This is a genomic window from Algimonas porphyrae (genome assembly GCF_041429795.1).
Classification (GTDB): domain Bacteria; phylum Pseudomonadota; class Alphaproteobacteria; order Caulobacterales; family Maricaulaceae; genus Litorimonas; species Litorimonas porphyrae.
In genome coordinates this window covers 1067286-1090652 of sequence record NZ_CP163424.1, presented here as the reverse complement: position 1 = coordinate 1090652, position 23367 = coordinate 1067286, and the positions used below count along the sequence as shown (strand labels likewise).

The window sequence follows — 23367 nt, the reverse complement described above, 5'->3', positions numbered from 1 at the left end:
GTCGGGGTCAGGAAACACGGACATTTGTATAGGTTGTCACACCCACGTTCGGCGAACAAAATCCGAATCCGCGTTTATCTGGATTTGAATTGGGGATGATGATGTCGAACAGGTCTGGAACGAGCGGTCTGACTTCGGGCCTGATGATGGGGACGTGCCTGACGATAGCGACTGGCCTGACACTGGTTCTCGGCGCGCCGACGCTGGCCCAGGACAAGGCGCCCAAGGATACGATCCTGATCCTGGACGCATCCGGATCCATGTGGGGTCAGATCGACGGGATCAACAAGATCGTCATTGCCAAGGACACGGTCGAATCGCTGGTCAGAGGCCTGCCGGCCGAGCAGCGGCTCGGCATGGTGGCTTATGGACACCGCAAGGAAGGCGATTGCAGCGACATTGAAACGCTGGCCGATGTGGGGGCCGATCGCGACACCGTCATCAAACAGATCCGGAATCTATCGCCGAAGGGAAAAACTCCTCTCACCAAATCCGTTCAGCATTCTGCCGAAGCGCTGAACTATACCAAGAATGCCGCCAACATCATCCTTGTGTCTGACGGGCTGGAGACCTGCGAGGCCGATCCCTGCGCGCTGGCCCGGACCCTGGAGGAGAACGGGTTGGACTTTACCGTCCATGTCGTCGGCTTCGATGTCACAGAAGAAGAACGCAAGGGCCTGGTCTGCATCGCGGAAGAAACAGGCGGACAGTTCATGTCCGCGGATAATGCGGAACAGCTGACCGAAGCGCTGACTCAGGTCGCCATGGCCGAAATCGAGGCTGGTGAACCCACAGGTGTCCCGCAAGTCGTTTCGTTGAAAGCCACTATTCTCAAAGGTGGACCGGACATTCAGAAAGATCTGAACTGGACGGTCGTGAGCAACGAGACGGGCGAAACCGTCTTCGAGGCTGAGAATGCCGGCTATGTCGATTTCGAAGTCACGCCCGGTACGTACAGGGCGACTGCGGTGTGGACAGGCTGGCCCCATGACAATGACCGCTATTCCAGCGACAAGACGGGCCAGGCAGAGTTCGTAATCGATACGGCACCGACAGTCGTTACCGTGCCAATCGATCTCGACATTCCGTTTGGCCTTGAAGCCGATCAGAGCGTTGCCGAGGGGCAGCCAGTCACTGTGACATGGTTCGGGCCGGATGATCTGAGCACGACGATCTCGACAAATGCACTGGATGATAGCCCGCGAAGGTCCATCTACTTCAGTCCCGGTCAGAGAGCGCGGGACGCCTATGAGAAAGCGGCAACGGCCGACGGCATTGATATCGACACGAATGGCGACGGAACGTTCGACCAGAGCGATGAAGCACAAACACGGATCGGCGGTCCGACCATTCCCGGTGAATATGAAGTCAGATACACTTTGAACGAACCGCGTGTCATCCTGGCCCGGCTTCCGCTGACGGTGACCGATACGGACTATATGCTGGCCGCGCCCGACACGGTCGCGGCTGCGTCCGAATTCAGCGTCGACTGGACCGGACCCTATAATCGCGATGACTTCCTGACCATCATCGAGAAGGACAGTGAAGATGTTTTCCGACGTGGCTTCACCTCGCGAACCGTCGAAGGAGAGGCCGTGACAATGACGGCTCCGGCAGAACCCGGCGACTACGAAATTCGCTACATCCTGACCAATGGCTACACGCTCTATCCGGGCATGCAGCGCGTCGTGCAGGCGTCGATCCCGATTAAAGTCGAGGATATTGGTGCCAGCATCACTGCGCCGGAGCGTGCCGTCGGCGGCTCGACTATACGGATCGAAATCGACACACCCGGCGATGACTGGGCAGATGATACGGTGTCGGTCATCGAACCCGGCGCGGTCAAAACCAATGCCGATGCGCGCTACGCGCTGTATCGCGTTCAGACTGATACGGGTGCGTTTGATATTCGCGTCCCGGCGATAGCAGGCGATTACGTAATCGCCTATTTTCTCAATCCCGGTAGCCGGGTGCTCACCCGACAGCCGATCACGATCACACAGGCGGAGGCAGATGTCTCGGCCCCCGACACGGTCAAAATGGGAACGGCGTTTTCCGTGGCCTATTCCGGTGACGCCTTCAGTGGCGACCGGATCATCATCTGTCCCGCCGACACGCCGGACAACAAGATGTGGCAATGGGGCGCGAATTACGGCTTTTTCGTTCAGGACGGCGAAACATCCGGCCTCATCAGTGAGACCAAGGCTGCGCGGATTTTCAAAACGCCCGGCGCGTATGAAGTCCGCTATATCAGCGGCACACAGAATGTCGTTCTGGCCCGCGACGCCTTCACGGTTACGGAGTAATTGGGTGGATCCGGTGCGCTGCGCGCGAACGCTCATCCTGACTGCATCATTGGGACTGCTGATGGTACCGGTGATTGCACTGGGGCAGGCCAAGAATTGCTGCAACACTGAAACGGGCGATTTTCTGTCACTACCCAAAGCGGAGTGTGACCGGAAACCCGGGCATATCAGCTACCCCCCATCCGACCCACGCGATGCGATGAAAGCGATGATCTGCTTTCAGAAAAGCTCGCAGCAGGCCAGCGAACAGATGCAGCAATTTGGCGTGACCATTCCCGGCATGCCGACGCCCGGAATTCCGATGGGCGGGGCTGGTGAAACGCCCTCCCCCGCCGACATCGAGGATATGGTCACCAAAATCCTGTCGCCGGATACGGCCAGTGCGGAGACCTATCTCTGCTGCAATACGAATAGCGGAGATTTTTCCGGGCCGCTCAGCGAGGCCGCCTGCCTCGAAAACGGCAGTGCGCATGTGCCCGACACGCCAGACAATCTGGCTGACACGCAGGTTTGCCGGGCGCAATCTGGCGGTGGGGGCGGCGGTGTCTGGAGTATCGAAGACTATGAAGACAACATCGACAATGGCGGCATGGAGAACTGGCGTGACCAGAACAGGCCGGACAATTTCTCGACATTCGCACCGGCTCCTGAACTGACGGCCGGAAAGCCGGTCCAGTTCCAGGTCGCCTTCAGGGACCCCGACGCGCATACGGGTCAATATAGTCTGCGGTTGAAAAATGCCGACATTCTGCCGCAACTCCCGCCGGAGGCGGCGGGACCCGTCGCAGCTATAATGGGCTCCGCCAACCTCATGATGCCCGCCGGCGTGATGAGTTGCAAGGAACCCTGTCCTGCGGAGCAGGTCGATCCAAATGTCGGCAATAGTCAGGCTGCGGCTGTCGACATTTTCGGCGCTCTGGATGCCGACGATATCAAGTCCCATGTCTGCGGGGCTTATAAGGGCTATATCGGCGGACAGGATGGCCTGAACATCACTACGACGGTTTTCCAGGGCGCAGACATTATCGGACAGGCCGAAAAGACCTTCATTCGCAATTCCGCTGACTGGATCGAATTCGCGATACCGATCATGACGGTCCCGGGAAAAACACTGCCGAGCCGTGGCAAGGTCGGCATGTCAGCCCGGTTTCAGAACCGCGCCGGGCTGATGGCTGGCGCGGGGTCCAGTCCGCTCAGCGAGGCCAAGGTCGACAGCCTGCATTTCTGCGAACCAATGGGCATTACGGCCTATCATCCCGAGGTCATTGCCTTGAATACGGACAGCAAGATCCAGGATGACGAGGAAGAGCGACTAGGCGTACAGACCTTCGTCAATCTCGATAATGATGACGGCGACGCCTATTATGATCATGAGGACGATAAGGTCGACGGGGACAATGAGCTTGTCCGGCTGAAGCTGTTTCTACCCAAGGAGTCTTATGGTCAGGTCCGGTTGAATGCCAGCCGTTATGACAAGAAACGATATTTGCTTTGGGCCGATGCCGTCAAGTCCGAGCCGTTCGAAGACGTTAATGACGACTTCGACGTCGCGACCTTACTCAGCGACGTTTCTGAGGACGGCGAATTCATGCAGCGAAATATCTGGGTCGAAGCGCTGAAGCCGAGCGATCAGGCCCGCGATGTCGAATTTGAATTCATCTATGTCAATGAACGCGCCGGGAATGCGGAATTCACGGACAAGATCGCCTTTACGGCCCTGTCGATCGAGGACATCCAGTTCAAGGGTCGGGGAAATTCCGTCAATGACGACGATACGCTCGATCCCGAACCCAATTTCGAGCTGGATGATGGCGAGGGAAATCTGCGGATTTTCCCCGGCCGGCGATGGGCTGGATCCAAACCGGAAGATGAACCGCGTAATATTGTCGATGTCGAAGTCACGCTTAACGTCGCACCGGTGCGGCCTGTGCCATTCTACTTCCGGTCAATCGATGTGGATGATCCTTCGGCCTGGGACGATGAAGTGGACAGGCTGAGCGACAGCAAGGATAATCGCGGCACCGAGCCCAATCGCTGGGGCGGCTTCACTCAGACCGACAAGGCGCATCTGGAACTGGAGTTCGACGCGATCACGAAGAGCTTTGAATTTCAGACGACGATGCAACCCGGCGACAATTTCCGTATTGTCGGAGGCGGCGATATTATGACCCTGATGGCGCTCGAAAACCGGGACGGCGACATTCCGGAATATGATCTGACACATCTGCTATGGATCTATGATCCCGACGTCATGAAGGCGGGCGATGATCCAGAAAAACTGCGTATTCCTGAGCATGACAACTACGTCAGCGATGTTCTGAACGTCTGGCGCAAGCTCTATATCGAGCTCGATACGATGGCCAACGTGACAAACAATGAAAGGCTGGACGCGCAGATCGTCGATATCGTCTCGGCCCGGGACTATGAAACACGCGACGCTGACGGCAATATCACCTCGTCCTATCCGCAACAGACTGTGGTTCTGGACGTCAATCTCTATGACCGTCTGCCCACCGAGTCACAGTCCGGTCGCGCGGGCTACAAGAACAACTTTTCTCCCGGCGTTCTGGCCGTCTATGGTATCAACTACACGGTCACGGGCAGCACGGCCTATAGCCTGGGCGGTGACCGGATCACGGTGGCCCTGCTTCCCGGAAAACCCAGACTTGTTAGCGCCGACAAGGGCAAGAGCGTGTCACTGGCAGACGATGACACCCTCGCAAACGGCGATCCGTTACCCGCAATGGAATTGAGCCTGATGAAGGAGGCTTTCGAACCAGCCTATGTGCTTCCGCTCTGGGACTCGACCGATGTGCCGAACGCCACCAAAACCATTCCCTTCATGTTGCATCTGAAGTCCGATCAGACTTCCTATCTGCGCACAGTCATACGCAAGGGCTTCGATGGCTGGGTCTATCATGACGAGGCCGATTTCTGGCTAGTCTATCTTCTCCACGCCTATCAGGGAAAACTGGACGAAGACGGCGATGGAGAGGTGGGCGTATCGGGTCTGTCCGGTATTGCCGACAGTACCAGTTGCGTGGGCGATAATGGATTTGGGGCCATCATCTTCTATGAATCGGGTCGCGAAACCGGTCGCAATTACACATCGGCGGGTTTCGGTACGGGCTGGCAACTCAAGGACGCTGCCGTCCATGAAGTCGCCCATCTGTTCTCCGCCGTGCATGAGGATGGCGGGGTCATGGGCTATGACAAGACCAAGACAGAGTCGTTCGAGCCGGTTACGCTGGACAAGATTCGCAGTTGCCAACATCCATAGGACCGTCACGCGATGAAATACTGGTTTTCCGCTCTTGCCCTCTGCGCCTTGACCGTTCCAGCGGCGGCGCAGGAGTTCCATTCAGACCCGTCCTGTTGGACCAAGCCCCGCATCTATCACGCAGGCGCGCCGGGTGCCGAGATGGCAAGCCGCATCGAGCGGACACCCAATGTGACCCGCACAGCGCGCGACACGGCGCTTCTGTCCCCGAACGGTGCTTACAAGCTGTGGGTCGAGATTCCGAACAGGCCAAGCGGCAATCTGGCTGACCAGATCCTCTATATCGATAGCGAAGAGGGGCGCGTGACGCGGTTCTATATCGCGCAGTCCCAGAGCCCGCTCTCGCCGCGCTGGGTCAATGAAAAGCTGGTTTTCCTGCGCGTGGCTTGGGGTCGTATATCCTTCACCGACCTGCTGATCGACGCGGAAAGCGGTGAAATAATCTATCAGGAAGCCGCCATGGCCGGCGACATCGCATTCGAGCAGTTCAAGCAAGCCTGCGGCAATAGCTGCCCTTGTGATCCGTCCGTTCTGGAAGCGGTCACGCCGCCTCCGTCCAGTCCGGCTGATGGCGAGGTCATCGGCTATTTGCAGATTGACCGCCTTCTCAACCGTCGCGCTCAGGCTGGGGCTGGGGCTGAAGATGAGGCTGCGGAGACATTGCCCGTCCATGCCGATATCAACGGTACCAAGATGGAACTGGCCCGGCTCGCCGAGGCCGACGCCATTCTGACGGATGATCGCAAGGAATGGCAGAGCGCTCTCGTCTATGCGCGCGAGCCCGGCTGGTATCAGATCGGATTGAGCGGTGACGGGCAGCGGAAGGTCTGGGTCAAGGCATCGGATATTCAGGCCTTCACCAGCCGCCCCGAGCGCTGGATCGGTGGCCTCGCTTACCTTGGCCCGCATTGGGATGGGCGCGTCTGGCAAAACCCGGACGGCAGTGGGGGTTACGTTATGTCCCCCTTGCATCAGCCGGGACTCCAAAATCCGGAATATGCTGCCAACTTCACCCAGATGCGCCAGACCGAAACCGGGCCCTGGCTGCGAGTCACGATCCATGACGGCGATGATTGCACGCGCAGCGACGGCACGATTGTCAGCGAAGGCTGGGTGCCGGCCTGGTCGGTCCAGGGCAAGCCTGTGGGCGGCGACTATCCGGGGGGATGCTAAGCCCGCATAAACAGATCCAGATATGAGCGTCAGACTATGACGTACGTATGTGGAGCGTTTCACATCCGCGCTGCACTGAAAATCACCTCCATCAAAAGCCGCATCCTTCCTATTGACGAATTTTACAATAGAAGCCATCCTGCCCCGACAAAACGGTGAGGGTGTTCATGTTTGATCTTGGCGGAAAAGTCGCGCTCGTAACGGGCGGCAATGGAGGGCTGGGACTGGCCATGGCCAAGGGCCTGAGCAAGGCTGGGGCCCGGATCGCGATCTGGGGCCGTAATCCGGAGAAGAATGCGGCCGCCGTCAAAATCCTGTCGGATATGGGCACAGATGTGCAGGCCTTTTCCTGCGATGTGACCGATACCCAGTCCGTCAACGCAGCATTCGAGGCCACGATGGCGGCGTGTGGACAGATCGATATCTGTTTTGCCAATGCGGGCGGGTCCGGGCCATCGGGCATGTTGCATGAACTGACAGACGACGCCTGGGCCGGCATTGTCGATCTGAACCTGAACAGTGTCGTCAAGACGTTCCGGCCCGTTATCGCGCAACTGCTGGCCCGCAAGGCACCCGGCAAGCTGATCGTGACGTCATCGGTCGCCTCGCTTATGGGGACGGGCGGCCGGGCCGGATATGCGACGACCAAGGCTGCCGTGAACGGCCTTGTCCGGTCGCTTGCGATCGAACTGGGTCGTGCCGACATTCAGGTCAATGCCATCCTTCCCGGCTTTATCGAAACCGACATGTCGAAGGAGACCCATCCTGCCTTTCAGGAAGCGTGCCGCCGCCGCGCCGCGTCAGGCAAGATCGGCACGCTGGACGATATGGAAGGGATTGCCGTCTTTCTCGCCGCGGAGGAAAGCCGCCTGATGACGGGACAGACGCTGGTCATGGATGGCGGTCACCTGATCCACCCCATGTAGAGGCCTGATCAGGCCTACAGGCGTCCGGACCGGTAGGCTTCCGTGACGCCCATGATCGATCCGATGATCATTTCGACCGTGATGTCCTCAACCCATTTGGGGTCATTGTCGGAGGCTTCCATGAAGTGGCCGGCGGCAGCCGGAATACCGAAGGAAATATCGGTGCAGGCCACGGCCAGATCCATCGGCATATCGAAATTGGATGCGACCACTTTGGCGACAAAGCGCACGGCGTCGCGCCGGCCATAATCCGTCGGGTCACGACCTTCCGCCAGTGAGGGTTCCGATTGCAGCCGTTGCAGGATCAGACCCCGCTCCGAAATATATTCCACATATTCATGCGTCACAGCGCGCACCATTTCGGCAAAGTCCGTCGTACTGCCTGCCGCTTCCGCCTGCAGACGGCGCAATCGGCGCAATTCGCGCTGCAGCAATTCGCGCAGCAGTTCGGTTACATTGTCGAAATAGGCATAGAGCAGCGATTTGCTGACATTGGCTTGGCGCGCGATGCGGTCCATCGTCGCCGCGCTGACACCTTCTTCGGCCACGACTTCAGCCGCGTGGTCCAGAATCATGGACCGACGTTTCTGCGGGCTGAGGCGCGTGCGTTTAGCAGGCTTGGTAGAGGTCATGATCAGGCGCTCTTGTTCCGAAAGCCGCGCCGCTCTAGCAGGTCGACGCTAGAATGTCTCTGGATCAATCCAAACCATCGCGTCAATCGATTCCGAAGCCTCTGCACTGACTCGCTCATGCAGGGCGATGATATTGCCATCCGGGTCCAGACCTGTTGCGACACGCCAGCCAAACGGCGTCATCTTCGGCTCGGAGAAGTCGGTCATCTCCGCCATGCGCGTTCGCACCGTATCCAGATCGTCGACCTCATAGGCCACCATATTATAGCCGAGCGTGTCGAGCATGGCGTGGCCTTGGCGTTCAGGTGTGCGCGGCTTGATATATTCCCAGAACTCGATCTCCAGATTGCGCGTCACGAACCAGGAACTGCGAACCGAGGTGCCGTCATAGCCGACAACCTGATCGATCAGCGGTCGGTCAGCATATTCGGCGCGTCGGCGCGGACCATAGCCCAGCAGGGCGGCATAGAAATCGCTGATCCGGTCGGCATCCGGCGTGGCGGACCCGATATGACCGACCCAAGGACCGCCATCGCGGCGCGGCGTATCGGCCACTTCCGTTTCGATCATGGTGCCGTTGGGGTCCCGTCCATAGGCATAGCGCATGCCGTACCCGCCAAGATCGACCGGTTCGTCACTTCGCGTGACCATGCTCAGCCCGGCTTCGCGAAATTTGGTAAAGGCGGAATCCGCTGCCGGAGAAATGAAGCACATATGCGTAAAGCCCGGACCTTTGACGGGGCGGACATAGGGCGTGGACGGTGCGTCAGGATCGAAGTCGACCAATTGCACGAAGACGTTGCGGGCCTCGACCAAGGCGATTTCGATTTCGTCCGCATCGGTTGTAATAAACTCTTCCGGATAGAGATCACCTGGCGCGACAAGGTCGCGACGGACCAGGCGATAAGGCACGGCGCTCTGATAGAATGCCAGCGTTTCGTCGATGTCGGACACGGTCATACCGATAAAGCGCACGCCCTTGATGTTGGCGATCGGCGGCGGGACCTCCATGCTGGCCCGTTCGACCGTCGCCTCGGGATCACTGGCGACGACATCGTCAGATGCCATATCCGGCGAAGCTGTCTTAGCGCACGCAACCATGAGCGTCGCCGCACATCCCATCAGCAAAATCCGTTTCATTCCGCATCCCTCCTCGGACCGAAGACCAGCAGAACATTGCCGGGAATCTGGCCGAATTTATCATAGCCACTATTGGTGATGAGTTGATCGCCGACGGCCACCAGACCCGCTGAATCGATGGACCCGCCTCGAGCCGAAATGCCGTTCACCGTGTCGAAATCGCGCAACGTATTATAGGACCAGAGCGTCTCTCCGGTTTCGATGTCATACGCCTTGGCAATGCCGTTCAGCGTGCTGGCGAAGACGGCCGTATCCGTCACTGTGGGCGGTGCTGAAACAGCCGTGCGGCAATAGTGGGTCGGTTCGTCGCACAGATCCGGTTCCAGAACGCTCCAGACCGTTTCGTTGGTTCGGATGTCCTTGACATGCATGCCCTGCCGGTTCTCGCCAACCGCGAAGCGATTGCCCGGCGTATCAGCAATGCCGACATAAAGCCGGTCATCTTTGACGGCCATGCCCCAGTGAATGCCGCCATTGAAGCCGCCCATACCCTTGCGGCGTTCCCAGAGCAGACGCCCGCCATCATCCGGGTCCAGACCGTAGATCATGCCGGACTTCTGCCCCGCCAACAGAATATCGCGACCGTCACTGTCCGTAACCAGAATTGGGGGCGCACCGAAATCGAAATCGGGGCCATCTTCTTCGGGACAGTTGACCTGCGTTCCATAAGGACCGCAAGCCGCGTTCCATGCATCGCCTTCGATCGTCTGTGTGACCCACGCGATGGCGCCCGTTTCCATCGACACCGCAATAATGGAATCGCTCATTTCGGTGGCTGGCGACGAGTAGTTCTCGCCGGTCCCGAAATAGAGAAGGCCGCGGTCAGCGTCGATGGTGGGCGGGTTCCAGACAGGCGCGCCGGACGGCCCGAATTGTCGCGCGCCGACGGAATTCGTTCCGCGTTCTTGCGCTTCCGGGACTGTGTACATGCGCCACAGCGTGTCACCCGTTTCTACATCAAGCGCCGTCACACCGCCGCGGAAGGTACAACATTCATACTCCGGCGTGTAGGCATCCACGACTTCGAGCGACGACATGGGCACGAATAGCCGTCCCTCATGCAGGACGGGCGAGCCCGTGCTGGTTCCAGCCGGATGATCCTTGACCGATACCGTCCAGATCGCTTCGCCCGTCGCAACGTCAAGCGCGTAAACATTGGCATCGAAATCGGCAAAATAGAGACGTTCGGCGCGCCCATCCGGGCCCGACTGAAGGCTGGGGGATGTCCGCACTTCGGCCTGCGCCGCAAACGCCCAGCGAATGCAGCCAGTCTGGCGGTCCAGCGCATAGACCAGACCGCTCTGCGATCCCGTGAACAGGGTCGTCGTGGTCGCGGCGGGCTGAGACCGGGCCCGGGCCGCGCCTGGAAAGCCGAACGCCCATTTCAACTCGAGTGAGGCAATCTCCTCCCTGTCCAGATCCGAATGAGGCGCATAGCGATGGTTGCGGGCATCCGCGCCCCACCGCTCCCACACTGTCATGCCCGGATCGAAAGAACCTTCGCAAAGATTGGCCTGAACATTGTCGATCGCAGACTCTGCAGTCGGATCACCAAGATATTCTGCAATATCGCGCCGTTCGATCGGACTCAGGTGGGCGGCTTGGGATTGCATGACACCAAAAGCCAACGATCGGACAATCGCCTCACTGCCTTGCATGGCAATGGCCTCGCGAGTGGGCGCTTCGTTAGCGCCCCCGGCGTGGCAATCTGCGCAATGCTCGATATAAAGCTGACGTCCAGGATGATCGACACGGAGCTTTTTCCGCTCCGCCTGGATCATCGCATCAATGCTCGGTCCGGCTTCAGCCATCATGGGCTGCGTTTCGGACGGACCCGGCGTACAGGCTGAAATGGCAGCAGTCAGGATCAACGCGCATAACAACTCACCCGCCAAACGTCTGGTCGGGATATGTTGCTTCGGAAGATTGATCCGTTCAGTACCCACGCATTCCCGTCCCTGCTTGATCCATGTCTTGTTCAGCCCCTGTCTCGTCGAGCCGTCGTCCAGGCTGGCACATCTCACGATTGGCATAGCCGGTGACATTGACCTACGCTTGACATCACCGCCACCATACTGTTGACTAATTTTACAATAAGGGGCGTGCCTGTGAAATCAAGGATGAAGATCAAACAGTTCGGCGGGTGTCTCACGCAGCTGGTCATGATCATTTGTTACGGCTTCATTCTGTCGTCTTGCAATCCCGCCCCCAGTAACGCGCCAGAGCGACTTCGCTATTCCGCCCCGGACAGTATCGAAGACCCTGCCATTCGCTATGCCCAATCGCTCTCGGATCACGACTACAAGGAGGGCTGGTTTCAGGACGAAAATATCCGCCTTCACTTTGTCGAAGCCGGGACTGGTCCCCTCATCCTGCTCTATCACGGGTTTCCGTCCAACTGGTTGAGTTGGCGCGATCAGATCGAGCTTCTGGCGCAGGATTACCGCGTCGTGGCCGTTGATGGGCTGGGCGCAGGCCTGTCCTCGAAACCGCAGGAGCGAGCGCCCTACCGGGTCGAAGCGCTGGCCGGACAGATCGACCGACTGACGGAGGCGCTGGCACCGGGAGAGCGTTTCGTGTTGATCGGTCACGATTGGGGCGCGCCGCTATCCTTTGCCTATGCGCAATGGAAACCCGAGCGGTTGCACGGCGTCATCGGCATGAGTGCGCCGCCGCTTAATCGCCTGCTTGCGGAACTGGCACGGTCGCCCGAACAGCAGGCCATTTCCCACTACATGCAACGGTTTAGTGAAATCACCCGCGAAGAGATCGATAGCACGGGGCTGGCTCAAACGATCGCCGTACAGTCCTACGCCAAGCTGCAGCGCGATCAGCAGTTAAGCGACGAAGAAATGGCGCTCTTTCACGCGGCCGTCGGCAGGACCGACGCGGTCGATGGCGGCATGAACTGGTACCGCGCCAACATTCCGCCTTGGGACGAAATCGACGATGCGGCGCAATGGCCGGGCCCGGACGCAGAGCTGACAGGACCTGCACTGTTCATCTGGGGCGAAGAGGATACGATCTTCCTGCCCAGCATAATCGATGCCCTTCTGGCGGCAGAACCGAACCTTCGGATTGCCCGTCTGCCCGATGTCGGTCACTGGACATCCATGGACCAACCGGAACAAGCCAATGCGGCCATTCTGACATTTCTTGAAGAGCTGGAGACCCTGCCATGACATCCAACCTGACTGCGTCGGCAAGAGGCATCGCCCCGCTTTTATTCGGATTGACGCTGCTGAGCGGCTGCGAAACCGTGCCACCTGCCGTCGCTGTTCCGGAACTGACGGCCACCAGCGAGGCGGCCACTAATGAGGCGGCCTGTCACGTGACGGCTCCAGTCCCGAGCCCGGCGATCGATAAGACCTTTTCAGCCGATATGGATAGGCTGATGACCCATATGATCGACCGCGGCATAGCGCCGGGGGCCGTCATCGCGATCAACCGCAACGGAGAGACAATCTTCACTCAGGCCTACGGCTATGCCGACCTGGAGACCGGGAAACCAATGACGACGGATTCGCTGTTCCGGATCTATTCGATGACCAAACCGGTCACTACGATCGCGGCGCTACAGCTTGTCGATCGCGGACTCATTGCACTCGACGATCCGATCAGCGATCATTTGCCAGACTTTGCGAAGATCAGGGTCGCGACGGACGAAACGGGCACGAATGTGCGCGCACCGAGCCGTGCCCCCACAGTCCGGGACCTGATGCGCCATACAACGGGATTGACGTACCGGACAGGCGCCAAGGCCGATCCGATTGCCGCATATTATGCGGAACTGGGCATTCCTGCCGGTCCCGGCGTATCGGACGTCCCCACAAACGGAATGGACCCCGTCATCGGCAATGATGGCTTTATCAGCCGCATCGTTCAGGCTCCGCTCAAGCATGACCCGGGCCAGGGGTTTACCTATGGCAATTCGACCGATGTGCTGGGCGCGCTAGTCGCCAAGGTCTCGGGACAGCCACTGAGTGAATATATGCAGGACAATATCTTCGATCCCTTGGGAATGGAGGATAGCCACTTTCGAATCACACCGGACCGGATCGGTGATTTTACCAGCGCCTATATCGTGCCGCCTCAGGCCCCGTCCGGCAGCCCGATAGACTACAACCTCCCGATCGATGAGTTGCAGCCGCAGACGCCCTACCGTCTCGATCCCTATGATAGCAGCCTCTATGCCAAGGCCCCCGACTTTGAGTTTGGCGGTGCGGGGCTTGTCTCGGATGCCGATGACTATCTGGCTTTCACGCAAGCCCTGATCGACGCGGAACCCCGCCTTGTGTCAGAAACTCTCTGGCAGGAGGCCACACGCGATCAGCTGAGCGCAGAAGCGCGCGCGAGTGCAGCGTTTCTCGGAAAACGCGGCTTCGGTCTGGGCTTTGCGGTTCGGGATGCAGAGACGTTGGTCGCCCCCGTTTTCCCACAATGCGGTCTGTTCTGGGCGGGCGCGGCTTCGACCTATTTCTGGATTGATGAGGAGACCGACACGACCGGTGTTTTCATGACGCAGGTCTTCGAAAGCGACGTTCGCAGCTACTTCGGTGAGATCCTGGCCCGGATCTACGCAGAAGGCGGCTGAAAAATCTTCCAAAGTTTTTATTGACCATTTTTACAATAGGAGTAGGTTTTACCTGTCAGCTGAACACAGCGACGCCGGAATTTGAACCAGAGGGGAGACGTGTCATGCGTAGATATTCAGCCGACAGACCAGCCAGCACGAGGCCATCGACAAGGCGGGGACTCGCGTCCCTGCTGATCACGACAGCGATGCTCAGCGCGCCCGGTGCAGCATGGGCACAACAGCCGGGTGACGATGCGGATGCGGATATGGACGTCATCATCGTGACTGCACAAAAGCGCGAACAGACCCTGCAGGAAGTCCCGATCGCCGTGACGGCGCTCAGCGCCGCCGATCTGGAATCCGCCCGGATCGAGGACACGAAAGACCTGCAGTTCAACGCGCCGAACGTCTTTCTGTCGGCCAACCGCAATATCACGATCCGCGGTGTCGGGTCACAATCATTCGGCGGGACGTCTGACACGAATATCGGCATTCTGAACAATGGTGTCTTTCTTCAATCCGGCTCGACCTTTGGCGATTATTTCGATCTGGAACGGATCGAGGTTCTGCGCGGGCCGCAAGGGACGCTGCAGGGACGCAATACAACGGGCGGTATCGTCAACTTCATCAGCCAGAAGCCGACCGACGAATATGGCGGCTATGTCACCCTCCAAGCCGAGAGCTTCAACGGCATCCGCGCTACTGCCGCGCTGAACATTCCGATCAGTGAACAGTTCAGCCAGCGTTTCGCCGGCAACTTCATCAAGCGCGATGGCTATACCAAGAATTTCTTCGATGGCGAACGGATCGACGGACGCGATCAATATACGGTGCGCTCCTCGACGCGCTTCGACAATGGGACGACATCCGCCGATCTCGTGCTGACCTATTTCAATGAGGACAGTAACCGCGCCAATGCCGTCAAGTCTCTGTGTCTGCCCGATCCGGCAACCGGTTGTTCGACGGACGGCGTCGATACGCAATTCCCGCTGAACACCTTCCCGCTCGACAATTTCCTGCTTGGCGGAATTACCCGGCCCGGCACTTTCGTTGACAACCCGCCCGATCTTCGCAGTGTCGTCATCGACATCAATCCCGTTCAGGACAATGACGATTTCCTCGCCACTTTCGAGCTCAATCACGATTTCGGCGATTTCCTGCTGACCTCGGTCACGGGTTACCGCGAAGGCAATTCGCGCTCGATCCGGGACTTCGATCAAGGCTACCGTCCGAATGCGTTCAATCCCGGTACGTTCGGGGCGCGTACGGTTGCCGATGACGGCAATGGCAATGGCGTTCTGACCTATCAGCTGTTCGATCAACCGACGGACATTTTCGTGACCACGACCGATTACCGGACTGCACAAACGGCTGCAGGCTTCCGCGAACAGTTCAGTCAGGAAGTCCGCCTGGCCTCAGATCTGGATGGCCGCTTCGATTTCCTTATCGGAGGTTTCTATCTTGATGCTGATGGCGGCGGGTCTGTGAACACCTACCTGCCCGCAGCAGCCGTGGTCGCGCTGACAACCAGTGGTGCGGTGGAAAGCTACGCCGTCTTCGGCGAGGTCTATGTCGATCTGACCGACGAGCTCGAGTTCATTGGGGGTCTGCGCTATTCCGACGATAAGAAGAGCATCAGCACAGCCAACGGCCTGTTCGCCCTGCCTGCGCCGAATGTGGCCGAAGAGAGCTTTGACGGCATTACGGGCCGTGCGGTTCTGAGCTGGTCTCCGGACGTCGCCTGGTCCGAAGACGCCAATTTCTACGCCTCATTCTCGCGCGGCTATAAGTCGGGCGGTTTCAACCCTGGCAATGCCGTCAATCCGACCTTCGAGGACGAAGTCATCGATGCCTATGAACTGGGCGCGAAAATGATCCTGAGCGACGGTGCAGTGCAGCTGAATACGGCCGCGTTCTATTATGACTATCAGGACCTGATCGTTGGCAATATCGTTGGCACGCTGGCAACAAACGTCAACATTCCGAGCTCGGAAGTTTACGGCTTCGAACTGGAAGGCGTCTATGCGCCGGGTAATGGGCTGCGCTTCGAAGGCGCGCTGGGACTGCTGAATGCGCAGATCAAGAGCCCTTTCCAGTCATCCGATGCCGCGCGCGGCGGGGCCTTCTTCGAAATCCGGGGCAACGACCTGCCGAACTCTCCGGATGTCACGCTGAAGCTTGCGGCTGAATATGAGTATGAAGTCGGGGACCAATGGCGTCTGACACCACGAGTGGACTATTACACCCAGAGCAGCTTCTTCTCACGTGAATTCAACACGCCGTCCGATGAAGTCGAAAGCTGGGATCAGCTCGATCTGCAACTGGCGATCGATAATGACAATATGCCGTGGGATGTGACCCTGTTCGTCAAGAACGTTCTGGACGAAGACAGCATCACCTTCCTGGAGACAAACTCCAATTTGGTCGGCAGCTTCAAAAGCGCCTTCCTGCTGGATCCGCGCATCTTCGGCGCGGCGCTGCACGTCGACTTCTAGTCAGGCATAACATTTATCCCAACTTGACGGGCATTGTCTGAAATGGCGATGCCCGTTTTTTTTATAGGCTTAAACTTCTTTAGAGCCTGAGGAACAACAAAGCGGCGAGGGCCAAGCCGAGAATGACCGCCGTCTGCAAAACGATCAGCAAGACCGATCGCCGGTCCGTGCGAAGCAGATCGGCGATCGGGGTCGACAGGCCGATGGCTGTCATCGCCAGGATCAGTCCGCCACTCGCCATATGAGCGAAGGCTGTTTTGAGCGGGGTGGGCAACCAGCCCGCACTGCCCGCGATCATCAGGAGGAAAAAGGCGATCAGGAAAGCGGGCGGCAGAATACGCCGCCGCTGAGACGTTTCGTCGCCGCAAGCTTCATCGACACAGGGACCATCGCCGGACGATGCGGCAACGGACGATTCACCGTCTGACGCTGGCGCGATCACGGCACCCCGAAACGCATAGGCGACCATAATGACACACGGAGCCAGTAGCGACACGCGGATCATCTTGACCAGTGTCGCGGTCTCGCCCGTCAACTCCGACATGGAAAATCCGGCTGCCACGGTCTGTGCGACATTGTGGAGCGAGCCGCCAAGCACGAAACCCGCTTCGATATCGCTTAAACCCAACGCCTGCATCAGGAGCGGATAGAGCAGCACGCCGATTGCCGAGAGCAGGCTTATCGCGATGATGACGACCGACAGGTCGCGCTCGCGCTGGGCCGAGGCCGGCAAGGCGCAGCACAACGCCAGAGCCGCCGAGGACCCGCAGATTGCAACCGCCCCCGCAGACAATATTGCGAAAGCTGGCGAACGGCCCAGCAAACGGCCGAGCCACAGCCCCGTCCCGATCGTGATTGCCATGATCCCGATGATGGTAATCAGCACTGGCCAGCCCAGCAGCATCAGCAGGCCGATATTCACACCCGCCCCAAGACAGGCGACAGCGATCTTCATGAGCGGGTCGGCGGCAAATTGTACACCAGGGTGGCTCGTCTGAAACCGCGCGAATAAGGGGCTGGCACACAGGCCCAGCACCAGTGCAGTGATCACGGCGGGAATATCGGTGACGCTCGCCAGCCACCAGGCCGGAACAGTCAGCAGAACGACAAGGATGAGACCCGGCAGGATCGCCCAACTCAGCTTTCTCGGTTCGTCCCTATTCCCCGTCATGGTCCCCCTTGCCCGCTTTTATCAAAGCGTCACGACTGAGTGGTTAGACGCCGCAGCCTGCGCCGCCAACCCCATCTCGACCGCACGGCGGCCATCATCGAGCGTGACTTCGACCGGCGCTTCGCCCCGGACAACCTGTAGAAAGCGCTGGTGCTGGTAGAAGGTCGAGCCGTGGTGATCCCCCGCTTCAAGCAATTGCGGATCGATCGGGATGTCGGTCGTGACGGGATTTTTCGGACTCCGAGGGGCCACTGTCAGCTGCGGATGCGGGATACTGTCCATTTCGCCAGGCCAGAAACGATGCGGTCCTGGCAGGCGGCATTCGATTTTGCCCTGCTCGCCCACCGCACTGATTTCTTCATTCCAGAGCGAGCCGTCGGCGAACATGCAGAGCTCCAGCATGGCGCGGGACCCATTGTCAAAATCGAATAGGACATAGCCCGTATCCCAGATGTCGGGCGTCTGACCGTCATAACGTTCTTTGAGGTGGTTGACGGCCTGCCCTGCACTGGCGCTGACACGCACCGGCTCCGCGCCCGTGATCAGTCGCATCAGATCGAAGAAGTGACAGCATTTTTCAACCAGCGTGCCGCCCGTATTGCGGTTGAAGCGGTTCCAGTGTCCGATCTTGGGCAGGAAGGGAAAGCGGTGTTCACGGATGGATAGCATCCGCACACCGCCTGTCACGGACGCGCTCTGCGCAATCAGCCGCGCGATCGGCGGCATATAGCGATATTCCATCGCGACCCAGACGGGCCCTGAATAATCCCGGATAAAGGCGTCCAGCCGCGTGACTTGATCCGGATCCGTATAAAGGGGCTTTTCACACAGGATCGGGACGGTCCGGTGACGCGCCACGGTTTCCAACTGTTCGACATGGCGGAAATTCGGGCTGACGATCACCACGGCGTCAAGCGCGTCGTCAGCCAGCATGTCGGCAATGGACGATTTTACGCTGGCTCCACCCGCCCGCGCTGCAGCCAGCGCCGCCAGTTCGGTGACGGGGTCATAAACGCTACAAACCTGCGCGCCGTCCAGCAGGTTGATATTGTTGATGTGCTCCATGCCCATCATGCCACAGCCGATAATGCCGTATTGTTTCATCCGGTCTTGTCCTCACTGCGACTGAAGAAGCGTGCCCGGTCGGGGTCGAACCAGGTTTGTGAATATTCGGCGGTCTGCCCCATCTGGTCCCAGGCGCGCCGCTCGATAAATCCGACAGCTTGCCCGGTCGGGAGCGCGTTCAGTCTCACCCCATCCGGAAAAGGCGCGACTCCGACCTTGTCTTCGACCCGGGCGATGATGAGGCCGAGCGCGTCCCGGTACCAGGCATAAAGCGAATCGCTGATCGCAGCGGCTGACACGGACGCGTCCGGTGGGGCGATCCATATCCTTTCAAAAGCAACCGGCCGGTCATCGAGCGCGCGCTGCCGTTCGATACGAAGCAGCCGTGACGGCAGCCCGAAGCGCGCGGCCTCTACGGGCGCATCAACCGTTTGCAGAGACAGGATCATGGCGGTCGGCAATCCGCCGCCTTCAGGCCGTTCCAGATGGAATTGGGAATAGACACTTTTGACCGCGCTCTGGCGGCGCACATAATTGCCGGAGCCCTGCTTGCGTTCGAGTAGGCCTTTATCCTCCAGCGCGGCGAGCGCCTTGCGCAATGTACCGATAGCCACGCCAAAATTCTGCGCCATTTGCCGTTCGGGCGGCAGGCGCGTGCCGTCAGACAACAGGCCGCTGGCAATCTCCCGGATCAGACGTTCGCTGATCTGTATGTGGCGCGGCAATGGCCTCGACGCATTCATCATCGCCTCCGAATTGATACATTATTGATACACTGTTCCCGACCTGATAAGCAAACGCTGTTTCCTGGTTTTAAGCCAAAGAGAAAGCCGTCCGACATGAGCCTTGTTCCGATTACGTCCGCCGACCTCGACGCGCCGGAAATTGCCTGGTTCTCGGCGCTGTGTTCGGATGATTATCGGCAACTGGGCGTCCCGGATCCTGACCTGCGATCGAGTTGGGCCCATTGCCGGGACATATTGCTGGAGGCGGAAGCGCAGGGCTTTCGCAACATTCTCTGTCCCTCTTCCTATCAGGTCGGACAGGACACACTGTCTTTCGTGGCCGGTGGCGCGCCGCTGACAGAGTCGATCAATATGCTGGCCGCCGTGCGGTGCGGCGAGATGCAGCCCATCATGCTGGCCCGCACGCTGGCGACGCTCGATCACATGCTGGAAGGGCGACTGACCGTAAACATCATCAGCTCGGATTTTCCCGGCGAAAAAGCGGACAGCGCATATCGCTATCAGCGGTCGCGCGAGGTCGTGTCCATCCTGAAGCAGGCCTGGACGCAGGATGCGATCAACTTCCAGGGCGATATTTATAACTTCACCGATGTGCCGACAGCGCCCGCCAAGCCATATCAGCAGAATGGCGGCCCGCTGCTCTATTTTGGTGGCTATTCGCCGTCCGCGCTGGAGCTGTGCGGAGAACATTGCGACGTCTATCTGATGTGGCCCGAAACAAAGGACCAGCTGGGCGAGCGCATGAAGTCCGTTCACGCGGTCGCGGACCGCTATGGCCGAACGCTGGATTACGGACTTCGCGCCCATGTCATTGTCCGCGACACCGAAGCCGAGGCGCGAGACTATGCCGAACATCTGGTCGCGGAACTGGATGATGAATATGGCAAGCTGATCCGTGACCGGGCGCATGATTCCATCAGTCTCGGCGTGGCGCATCAGGCGCGGGCGCGCGAACTGGCCGACAAGTTCGGTTATGTCGAGCCACATCTCTGGACTGGAATCGGCCGCGCTCGATCGGGCTGCGGTGCCGCCATTGTCGGCTCGACCGATCAGGTTATGAGCGAGATCGAAAGCTATATGAAGATGGGCATCCGGGCCTTCATCTTCTCCGGATATCCGCATATTAACGAAGCCCGTCATTTCGGAACTAAAATTCTCTCTCACATGAAGACAAGCTCGCTGCCACACGCCTATGGTCGGGTTCCCGCTATCACACCGCCGACACCGCTCGGCACAGGACCGCGCACATGATGACACGCATCTCGCTCACGGATGATCTCGACCTGTCCCGGATCGTCTACGGCCTCTGGCGCCTGACCGAGGACCCGGACCATTCCTCCGCCCATGCACAGGCCAAGATCGAAGCCTGTCTGGAACAGGGCATCACGACCCTCGATCAGGCCGATATTTACGGAGCCTATGGCTGTGAAGCCGCGCTGGGCGAGGTTCTACGCGACGCAGCGCACTTGCGCGATCAGGTCGAGATCGTGACGAAATGCGGGATTGTCGCGCCGATGGGTCGCTACGAGCATGCCCACGTCAAACATTACGACACATCGGCAGCGCATATCCGGCAATCCGTCGACGCGTCGCTGCGCCTGATGAGAACGGACAGGATCGATCTGCTGCTGATCCACCGCCCGGACCCGTTCATGAACGCCGAGGAGACCGGGGCTGCGCTGGACGCGCTGGTCAGGAGCGGCGACGTGCGCGCCGTCGGCGTGTCCAACTTCCGTCCGCACGATATGGAGCTACTGAGCGCATTCATGTCAGAGCCGCTGGTCACCAATCAGATCGAATTGTCGTTGATGGCGCGAGATCCTTTTACCCATGGCGATCTGGCCTACCTGCAACAGCGCAGCATCGCCCCCATGGCCTGGTCGCCACTGGGCGGCGGGGCTTTGTTCGGGACTGACAATTCAGCCCTGCTCGGTCGCCTGGGTGAGCTGGCTGCGGCCAGCGATACCGATATGGCGGCCATCGCCGTCGCCTGGCTCCTCGCCCACCCCGCCCGGATCATGCCGGTTCTGGGAACCAACCGGCTATCCCGTATCCAGACGATCAGCGATGCCACAAAGGTCGAGATGGACCGCGAACGCTGGTTCGAACTCTACACGCTCGCACGCGGCGAAGAGGTCGCCTAGAGTTAGTCAGACAAGAAGGGGAGCGTCATGATGGATGAGACCAACCGATGAGCGGCGGCTCCCTCGCCTTTGTCCTGTTCAGCTGCGCTGTCTTTATGGCGATGGTCGCCGTTCTGTCCTACCAGGCGTCGCGCAACGAAGTCCAAACTCAAGACGGCTATTTTCTCGCCGGGCGCAATCTCGGCGGTCTGTTCATCGCCGGGTCGCTGCTGCTGACTAACCTGTCGGCAGAACAGCTGATCGGCCTGAACGGCTCCGCCTATGGCCATAATATGTCGAGCATGGCTTGGGAGGTGACAGCGGCCATTTCTACCATCGCCATGGCGATGATCTTCCTGCCCAAATACCTCAAAGGGGCGTTCACCACCCTACCCGAATTTCTCAATGATCGGTTTGATCCGGGCGTGCGCCGCCTCTCCGTCATTCTATTCATGCTGGGTTACGGGCTCGTGACGATTCCGTCCGTGCTCTATTCCGGCTCGATAGCCGTCATGAAGATTTTCGATGTGCCGGGACTGCTGGGCCTTTCGGAGTTCAGCAGTCTGGTAGCGACGGTTCTTGTCATTGGTGGGGTCGGCGCGCTTTACGCCATCTTTGGCGGGCTAAAAGCCGTTGCCGTCTCGGACACGATCAATGGCATCGGCTTGCTCATCATCGGGGTTCTTGTCCTGACGCTCGGCCTCATGGCGCTGGGCAATGGGCAGCTGCTGGACGGGGTCGACCGGATCGTGACGGATCACCCGGAAAAGCTGAACGCGATCGGCAGCGAGCGCGACCCGACCCCCTTCGGTACGCTCTTCACCGGCATGATTATCGCCAATCTGTTCTACTGGTGCACCAACCAATATGTCATTCAGCGCACGCTCGCTGCACGCAGTCTCGCCGAAGGCCAGAAAGGCGTGCTCCTGTCCGGCTTCTTCAAGGTGCTGGTTCCTTTCTTCATGATGATCCCAGGCGTCATCGCCTATCATCTCTATGGGCCCGGCCTGGCATCGATCGACTTGGCCTTTCCGACACTGGTCCAAGACCTGCTGCCGATCTGGATGATGGGGTTCTTCCTCGCCGTTCTGCTCGGCGCGGTGTTCAGCTCGTTCAATTCCTTGCTCAACAGTGCCGCAACCTTGTTTGTGCTCGACATCTATGCGCCGTCGCGGGCCGAGCGACTATCCGACCGGCAGGCCGTGCGCATCGCCATGATCGCCAGCTTCGTGATTGCGATCTTCTCTTTCGCGGTTGCGCCGCTACTCTATCTGGCCCCCGAAGGGCTGTGGCAGATCATTCGCATTTTTACCGGCTTCTATAATATTCCGATCGTTACGATTGTTCTGTTCGGTCTGTTCACACGCCGCGCACCTGCAATCGGAGCGAAGCTGGTGATCCTGTTCCATGTCATTGCCTACGGCCTTGTGAAGTTCGTGTTCGACGATGTCGTCACGCTTCACTTCCTGCATCTCTATGCCGTGCTGTTCGGGATCGAAGCTCTGATCATGATGGCTGCGATCCGGTTCGCACCGAAAGCCGTTGCGCATGGACCCGTCGAGCCGACACCCGCTGCAGCCCTTGCCGTCGATCTGACGCCGTGGCGTCACGCCGTTCCGGTATCGCTTCTTCTCGTGTCTCTGGTCGTGGCCGTCTACTTGTTGTTTTCACCGCTGGGACTGGCGCAATAATCCATAAAAAGGGCGGAACGACCCGGTCGCTCCGCCCTCTAGT

The 23367-nt window shown here is 59.1% G+C and carries 16 protein-coding genes; 10 read left to right on the top strand and 6 right to left on the bottom strand.

Annotated elements, in window-relative coordinates:
* The first annotated feature begins 95 nt into the window (after positions 1-95).
* The 4 genes from AB6B39_RS05315 (at position 96) to AB6B39_RS05300 (ending at position 7685) form a co-directional block, all read left to right on the top strand.
* Positions 96-2306: a vWA domain-containing protein gene (locus AB6B39_RS05315; protein ID WP_371398706.1), complete on the top strand. Its 2211-nt coding sequence runs from the start codon at positions 96-98 to the stop codon at positions 2304-2306.
* A 4-nt stretch (positions 2307-2310) separates the two neighbouring features.
* A complete protein-coding gene (locus AB6B39_RS05310; RefSeq protein ID WP_371398705.1) occupies positions 2311-5586 on the top strand; it encodes a hypothetical protein in 3276 nt (1091 codons plus the stop codon).
* 12 nt (positions 5587-5598) lie between these two features.
* Positions 5599-6759, top strand: coding sequence for a hypothetical protein (locus AB6B39_RS05305; protein ID WP_284372854.1), 1161 nt, complete (start codon positions 5599-5601; stop codon positions 6757-6759).
* Between the two features lie 167 nt (positions 6760-6926).
* Positions 6927-7685: an SDR family NAD(P)-dependent oxidoreductase gene (locus AB6B39_RS05300; RefSeq protein WP_284372857.1), complete on the top strand. Its 759-nt coding sequence runs from the start codon at positions 6927-6929 to the stop codon at positions 7683-7685.
* A gap of 14 nt (positions 7686-7699) precedes the next feature.
* Here AB6B39_RS05300 and AB6B39_RS05295 read toward each other — a convergent pair whose 3' ends face one another.
* From AB6B39_RS05295 to AB6B39_RS05285, 3 genes are all read right to left on the bottom strand, one after another.
* Positions 7700-8317, bottom strand: coding sequence for a TetR/AcrR family transcriptional regulator (locus AB6B39_RS05295; protein WP_284372859.1), 618 nt, complete (start codon positions 8315-8317; stop codon positions 7700-7702).
* A 48-nt stretch (positions 8318-8365) separates the two neighbouring features.
* Complete coding sequence (locus tag AB6B39_RS05290; RefSeq protein WP_371398704.1) at positions 8366-9385, bottom strand: VOC family protein; 1020 nt, start codon at positions 9383-9385, stop codon at positions 8366-8368.
* 68 nt (positions 9386-9453) lie between these two features.
* Positions 9454-11490, bottom strand: coding sequence for a PQQ-binding-like beta-propeller repeat protein (locus AB6B39_RS05285; RefSeq protein ID WP_284372863.1), 2037 nt, complete (start codon positions 11488-11490; stop codon positions 9454-9456).
* A 75-nt stretch (positions 11491-11565) separates the two neighbouring features.
* On the opposite strand from AB6B39_RS05285, the gene AB6B39_RS05280 reads away from it, so the two are divergent.
* From AB6B39_RS05280 to AB6B39_RS05270, 3 genes are all read left to right on the top strand, one after another.
* Positions 11566-12639, top strand: a complete 1074-nt coding sequence (locus AB6B39_RS05280; protein WP_371398703.1) for an alpha/beta fold hydrolase — start codon at positions 11566-11568, stop codon at positions 12637-12639.
* Positions 12636-14051, top strand: a complete 1416-nt coding sequence (locus AB6B39_RS05275; protein ID WP_284372867.1) for a serine hydrolase domain-containing protein — start codon at positions 12636-12638, stop codon at positions 14049-14051. Before AB6B39_RS05280 ends, AB6B39_RS05275 begins: the two co-directional genes overlap by 4 nt.
* Before the next feature lie 104 nt (positions 14052-14155).
* Positions 14156-16528, top strand: coding sequence for a TonB-dependent receptor (locus tag AB6B39_RS05270; RefSeq protein WP_284372869.1), 2373 nt, complete (start codon positions 14156-14158; stop codon positions 16526-16528).
* Between the two features lie 79 nt (positions 16529-16607).
* Here the strand turns inward: AB6B39_RS05270 and AB6B39_RS05265 are convergent, their stop codons facing one another.
* The 3 genes from AB6B39_RS05265 to AB6B39_RS05255 are packed head-to-tail and all read right to left on the bottom strand — an operon-like array spanning position 16608 to position 19510.
* Complete coding sequence (locus AB6B39_RS05265; protein ID WP_371398702.1) at positions 16608-17699, bottom strand: YeiH family protein; 1092 nt, start codon at positions 17697-17699, stop codon at positions 16608-16610.
* Positions 17700-17720: 21 nt separating this feature from the next.
* On the bottom strand, positions 17721-18803 hold the full coding sequence (locus tag AB6B39_RS05260; protein WP_284372873.1) for a Gfo/Idh/MocA family protein: 1083 nt from the start codon (positions 18801-18803) through the stop codon (positions 17721-17723).
* Positions 18800-19510: a GntR family transcriptional regulator gene (locus AB6B39_RS05255; RefSeq protein WP_371398701.1), complete on the bottom strand. Its 711-nt coding sequence runs from the start codon at positions 19508-19510 to the stop codon at positions 18800-18802. Before AB6B39_RS05255 ends, AB6B39_RS05260 begins: the two co-directional genes overlap by 4 nt.
* Before the next feature lie 93 nt (positions 19511-19603).
* On the opposite strand from AB6B39_RS05255, the gene AB6B39_RS05250 reads away from it, so the two are divergent.
* Genes AB6B39_RS05250 through AB6B39_RS05240 form a run of 3 tightly spaced genes read left to right on the top strand, consistent with a single transcriptional unit; the run spans position 19604 to position 23324 of the window.
* On the top strand, positions 19604-20761 hold the full coding sequence (locus AB6B39_RS05250) for an LLM class flavin-dependent oxidoreductase (protein WP_284372878.1): 1158 nt from the start codon (positions 19604-19606) through the stop codon (positions 20759-20761).
* Positions 20761-21654 carry an aldo/keto reductase gene (locus tag AB6B39_RS05245; RefSeq protein WP_348520194.1) on the top strand — a complete coding sequence of 298 codons (894 nt, stop codon included), beginning with the start codon at positions 20761-20763 and terminating at the stop codon, positions 21652-21654. Before AB6B39_RS05250 ends, AB6B39_RS05245 begins: the two co-directional genes overlap by 1 nt.
* A gap of 47 nt (positions 21655-21701) precedes the next feature.
* Entirely contained in the window at positions 21702-23324 is a 1623-nt protein-coding gene (locus AB6B39_RS05240; protein ID WP_284372883.1) for a solute:sodium symporter family transporter, read from the top strand.
* Positions 23325-23367 lie beyond the last annotated feature (43 nt).

Excerpts from the sequence above, each read along its gene's own strand:
- AB6B39_RS05315 (WP_371398706.1), top strand. The coding sequence starts at position 96 with ATGATGATGTCGAACAGGTCTGGAACGAGCGGTCTGACTTCGGGCCTG.
- AB6B39_RS05305 (WP_284372854.1), top strand. The coding sequence starts at position 5,599 with ATGAAATACTGGTTTTCCGCTCTTGCCCTCTGCGCCTTGACCGTTCCA.
- AB6B39_RS05300 (WP_284372857.1), top strand. The coding sequence starts at position 6,927 with ATGTTTGATCTTGGCGGAAAAGTCGCGCTCGTAACGGGCGGCAATGGA.
- AB6B39_RS05295 (WP_284372859.1), bottom strand. The coding sequence starts at position 8,317 with ATGACCTCTACCAAGCCTGCTAAACGCACGCGCCTCAGCCCGCAGAAA.
- AB6B39_RS05290 (WP_371398704.1), bottom strand. The coding sequence starts at position 9,385 with ATGGCATCTGACGATGTCGTCGCCAGTGATCCCGAGGCGACGGTCGAA.
- AB6B39_RS05285 (WP_284372863.1), bottom strand. The coding sequence starts at position 11,490 with ATGCCAATCGTGAGATGTGCCAGCCTGGACGACGGCTCGACGAGACAG.
- AB6B39_RS05275 (WP_284372867.1), top strand. The coding sequence starts at position 12,636 with ATGACATCCAACCTGACTGCGTCGGCAAGAGGCATCGCCCCGCTTTTA.
- AB6B39_RS05270 (WP_284372869.1), top strand. The coding sequence starts at position 14,156 with ATGCGTAGATATTCAGCCGACAGACCAGCCAGCACGAGGCCATCGACA.
- AB6B39_RS05265 (WP_371398702.1), bottom strand. The coding sequence starts at position 17,699 with ATGACGGGGAATAGGGACGAACCGAGAAAGCTGAGTTGGGCGATCCTG.
- AB6B39_RS05260 (WP_284372873.1), bottom strand. The coding sequence starts at position 18,803 with ATGAAACAATACGGCATTATCGGCTGTGGCATGATGGGCATGGAGCAC.
- AB6B39_RS05255 (WP_371398701.1), bottom strand. The coding sequence starts at position 19,510 with ATGATGAATGCGTCGAGGCCATTGCCGCGCCACATACAGATCAGCGAA.
- AB6B39_RS05250 (WP_284372878.1), top strand. The coding sequence starts at position 19,604 with ATGAGCCTTGTTCCGATTACGTCCGCCGACCTCGACGCGCCGGAAATT.
- AB6B39_RS05245 (WP_348520194.1), top strand. The coding sequence starts at position 20,761 with ATGACACGCATCTCGCTCACGGATGATCTCGACCTGTCCCGGATCGTC.
- AB6B39_RS05240 (WP_284372883.1), top strand. The coding sequence starts at position 21,702 with ATGAGCGGCGGCTCCCTCGCCTTTGTCCTGTTCAGCTGCGCTGTCTTT.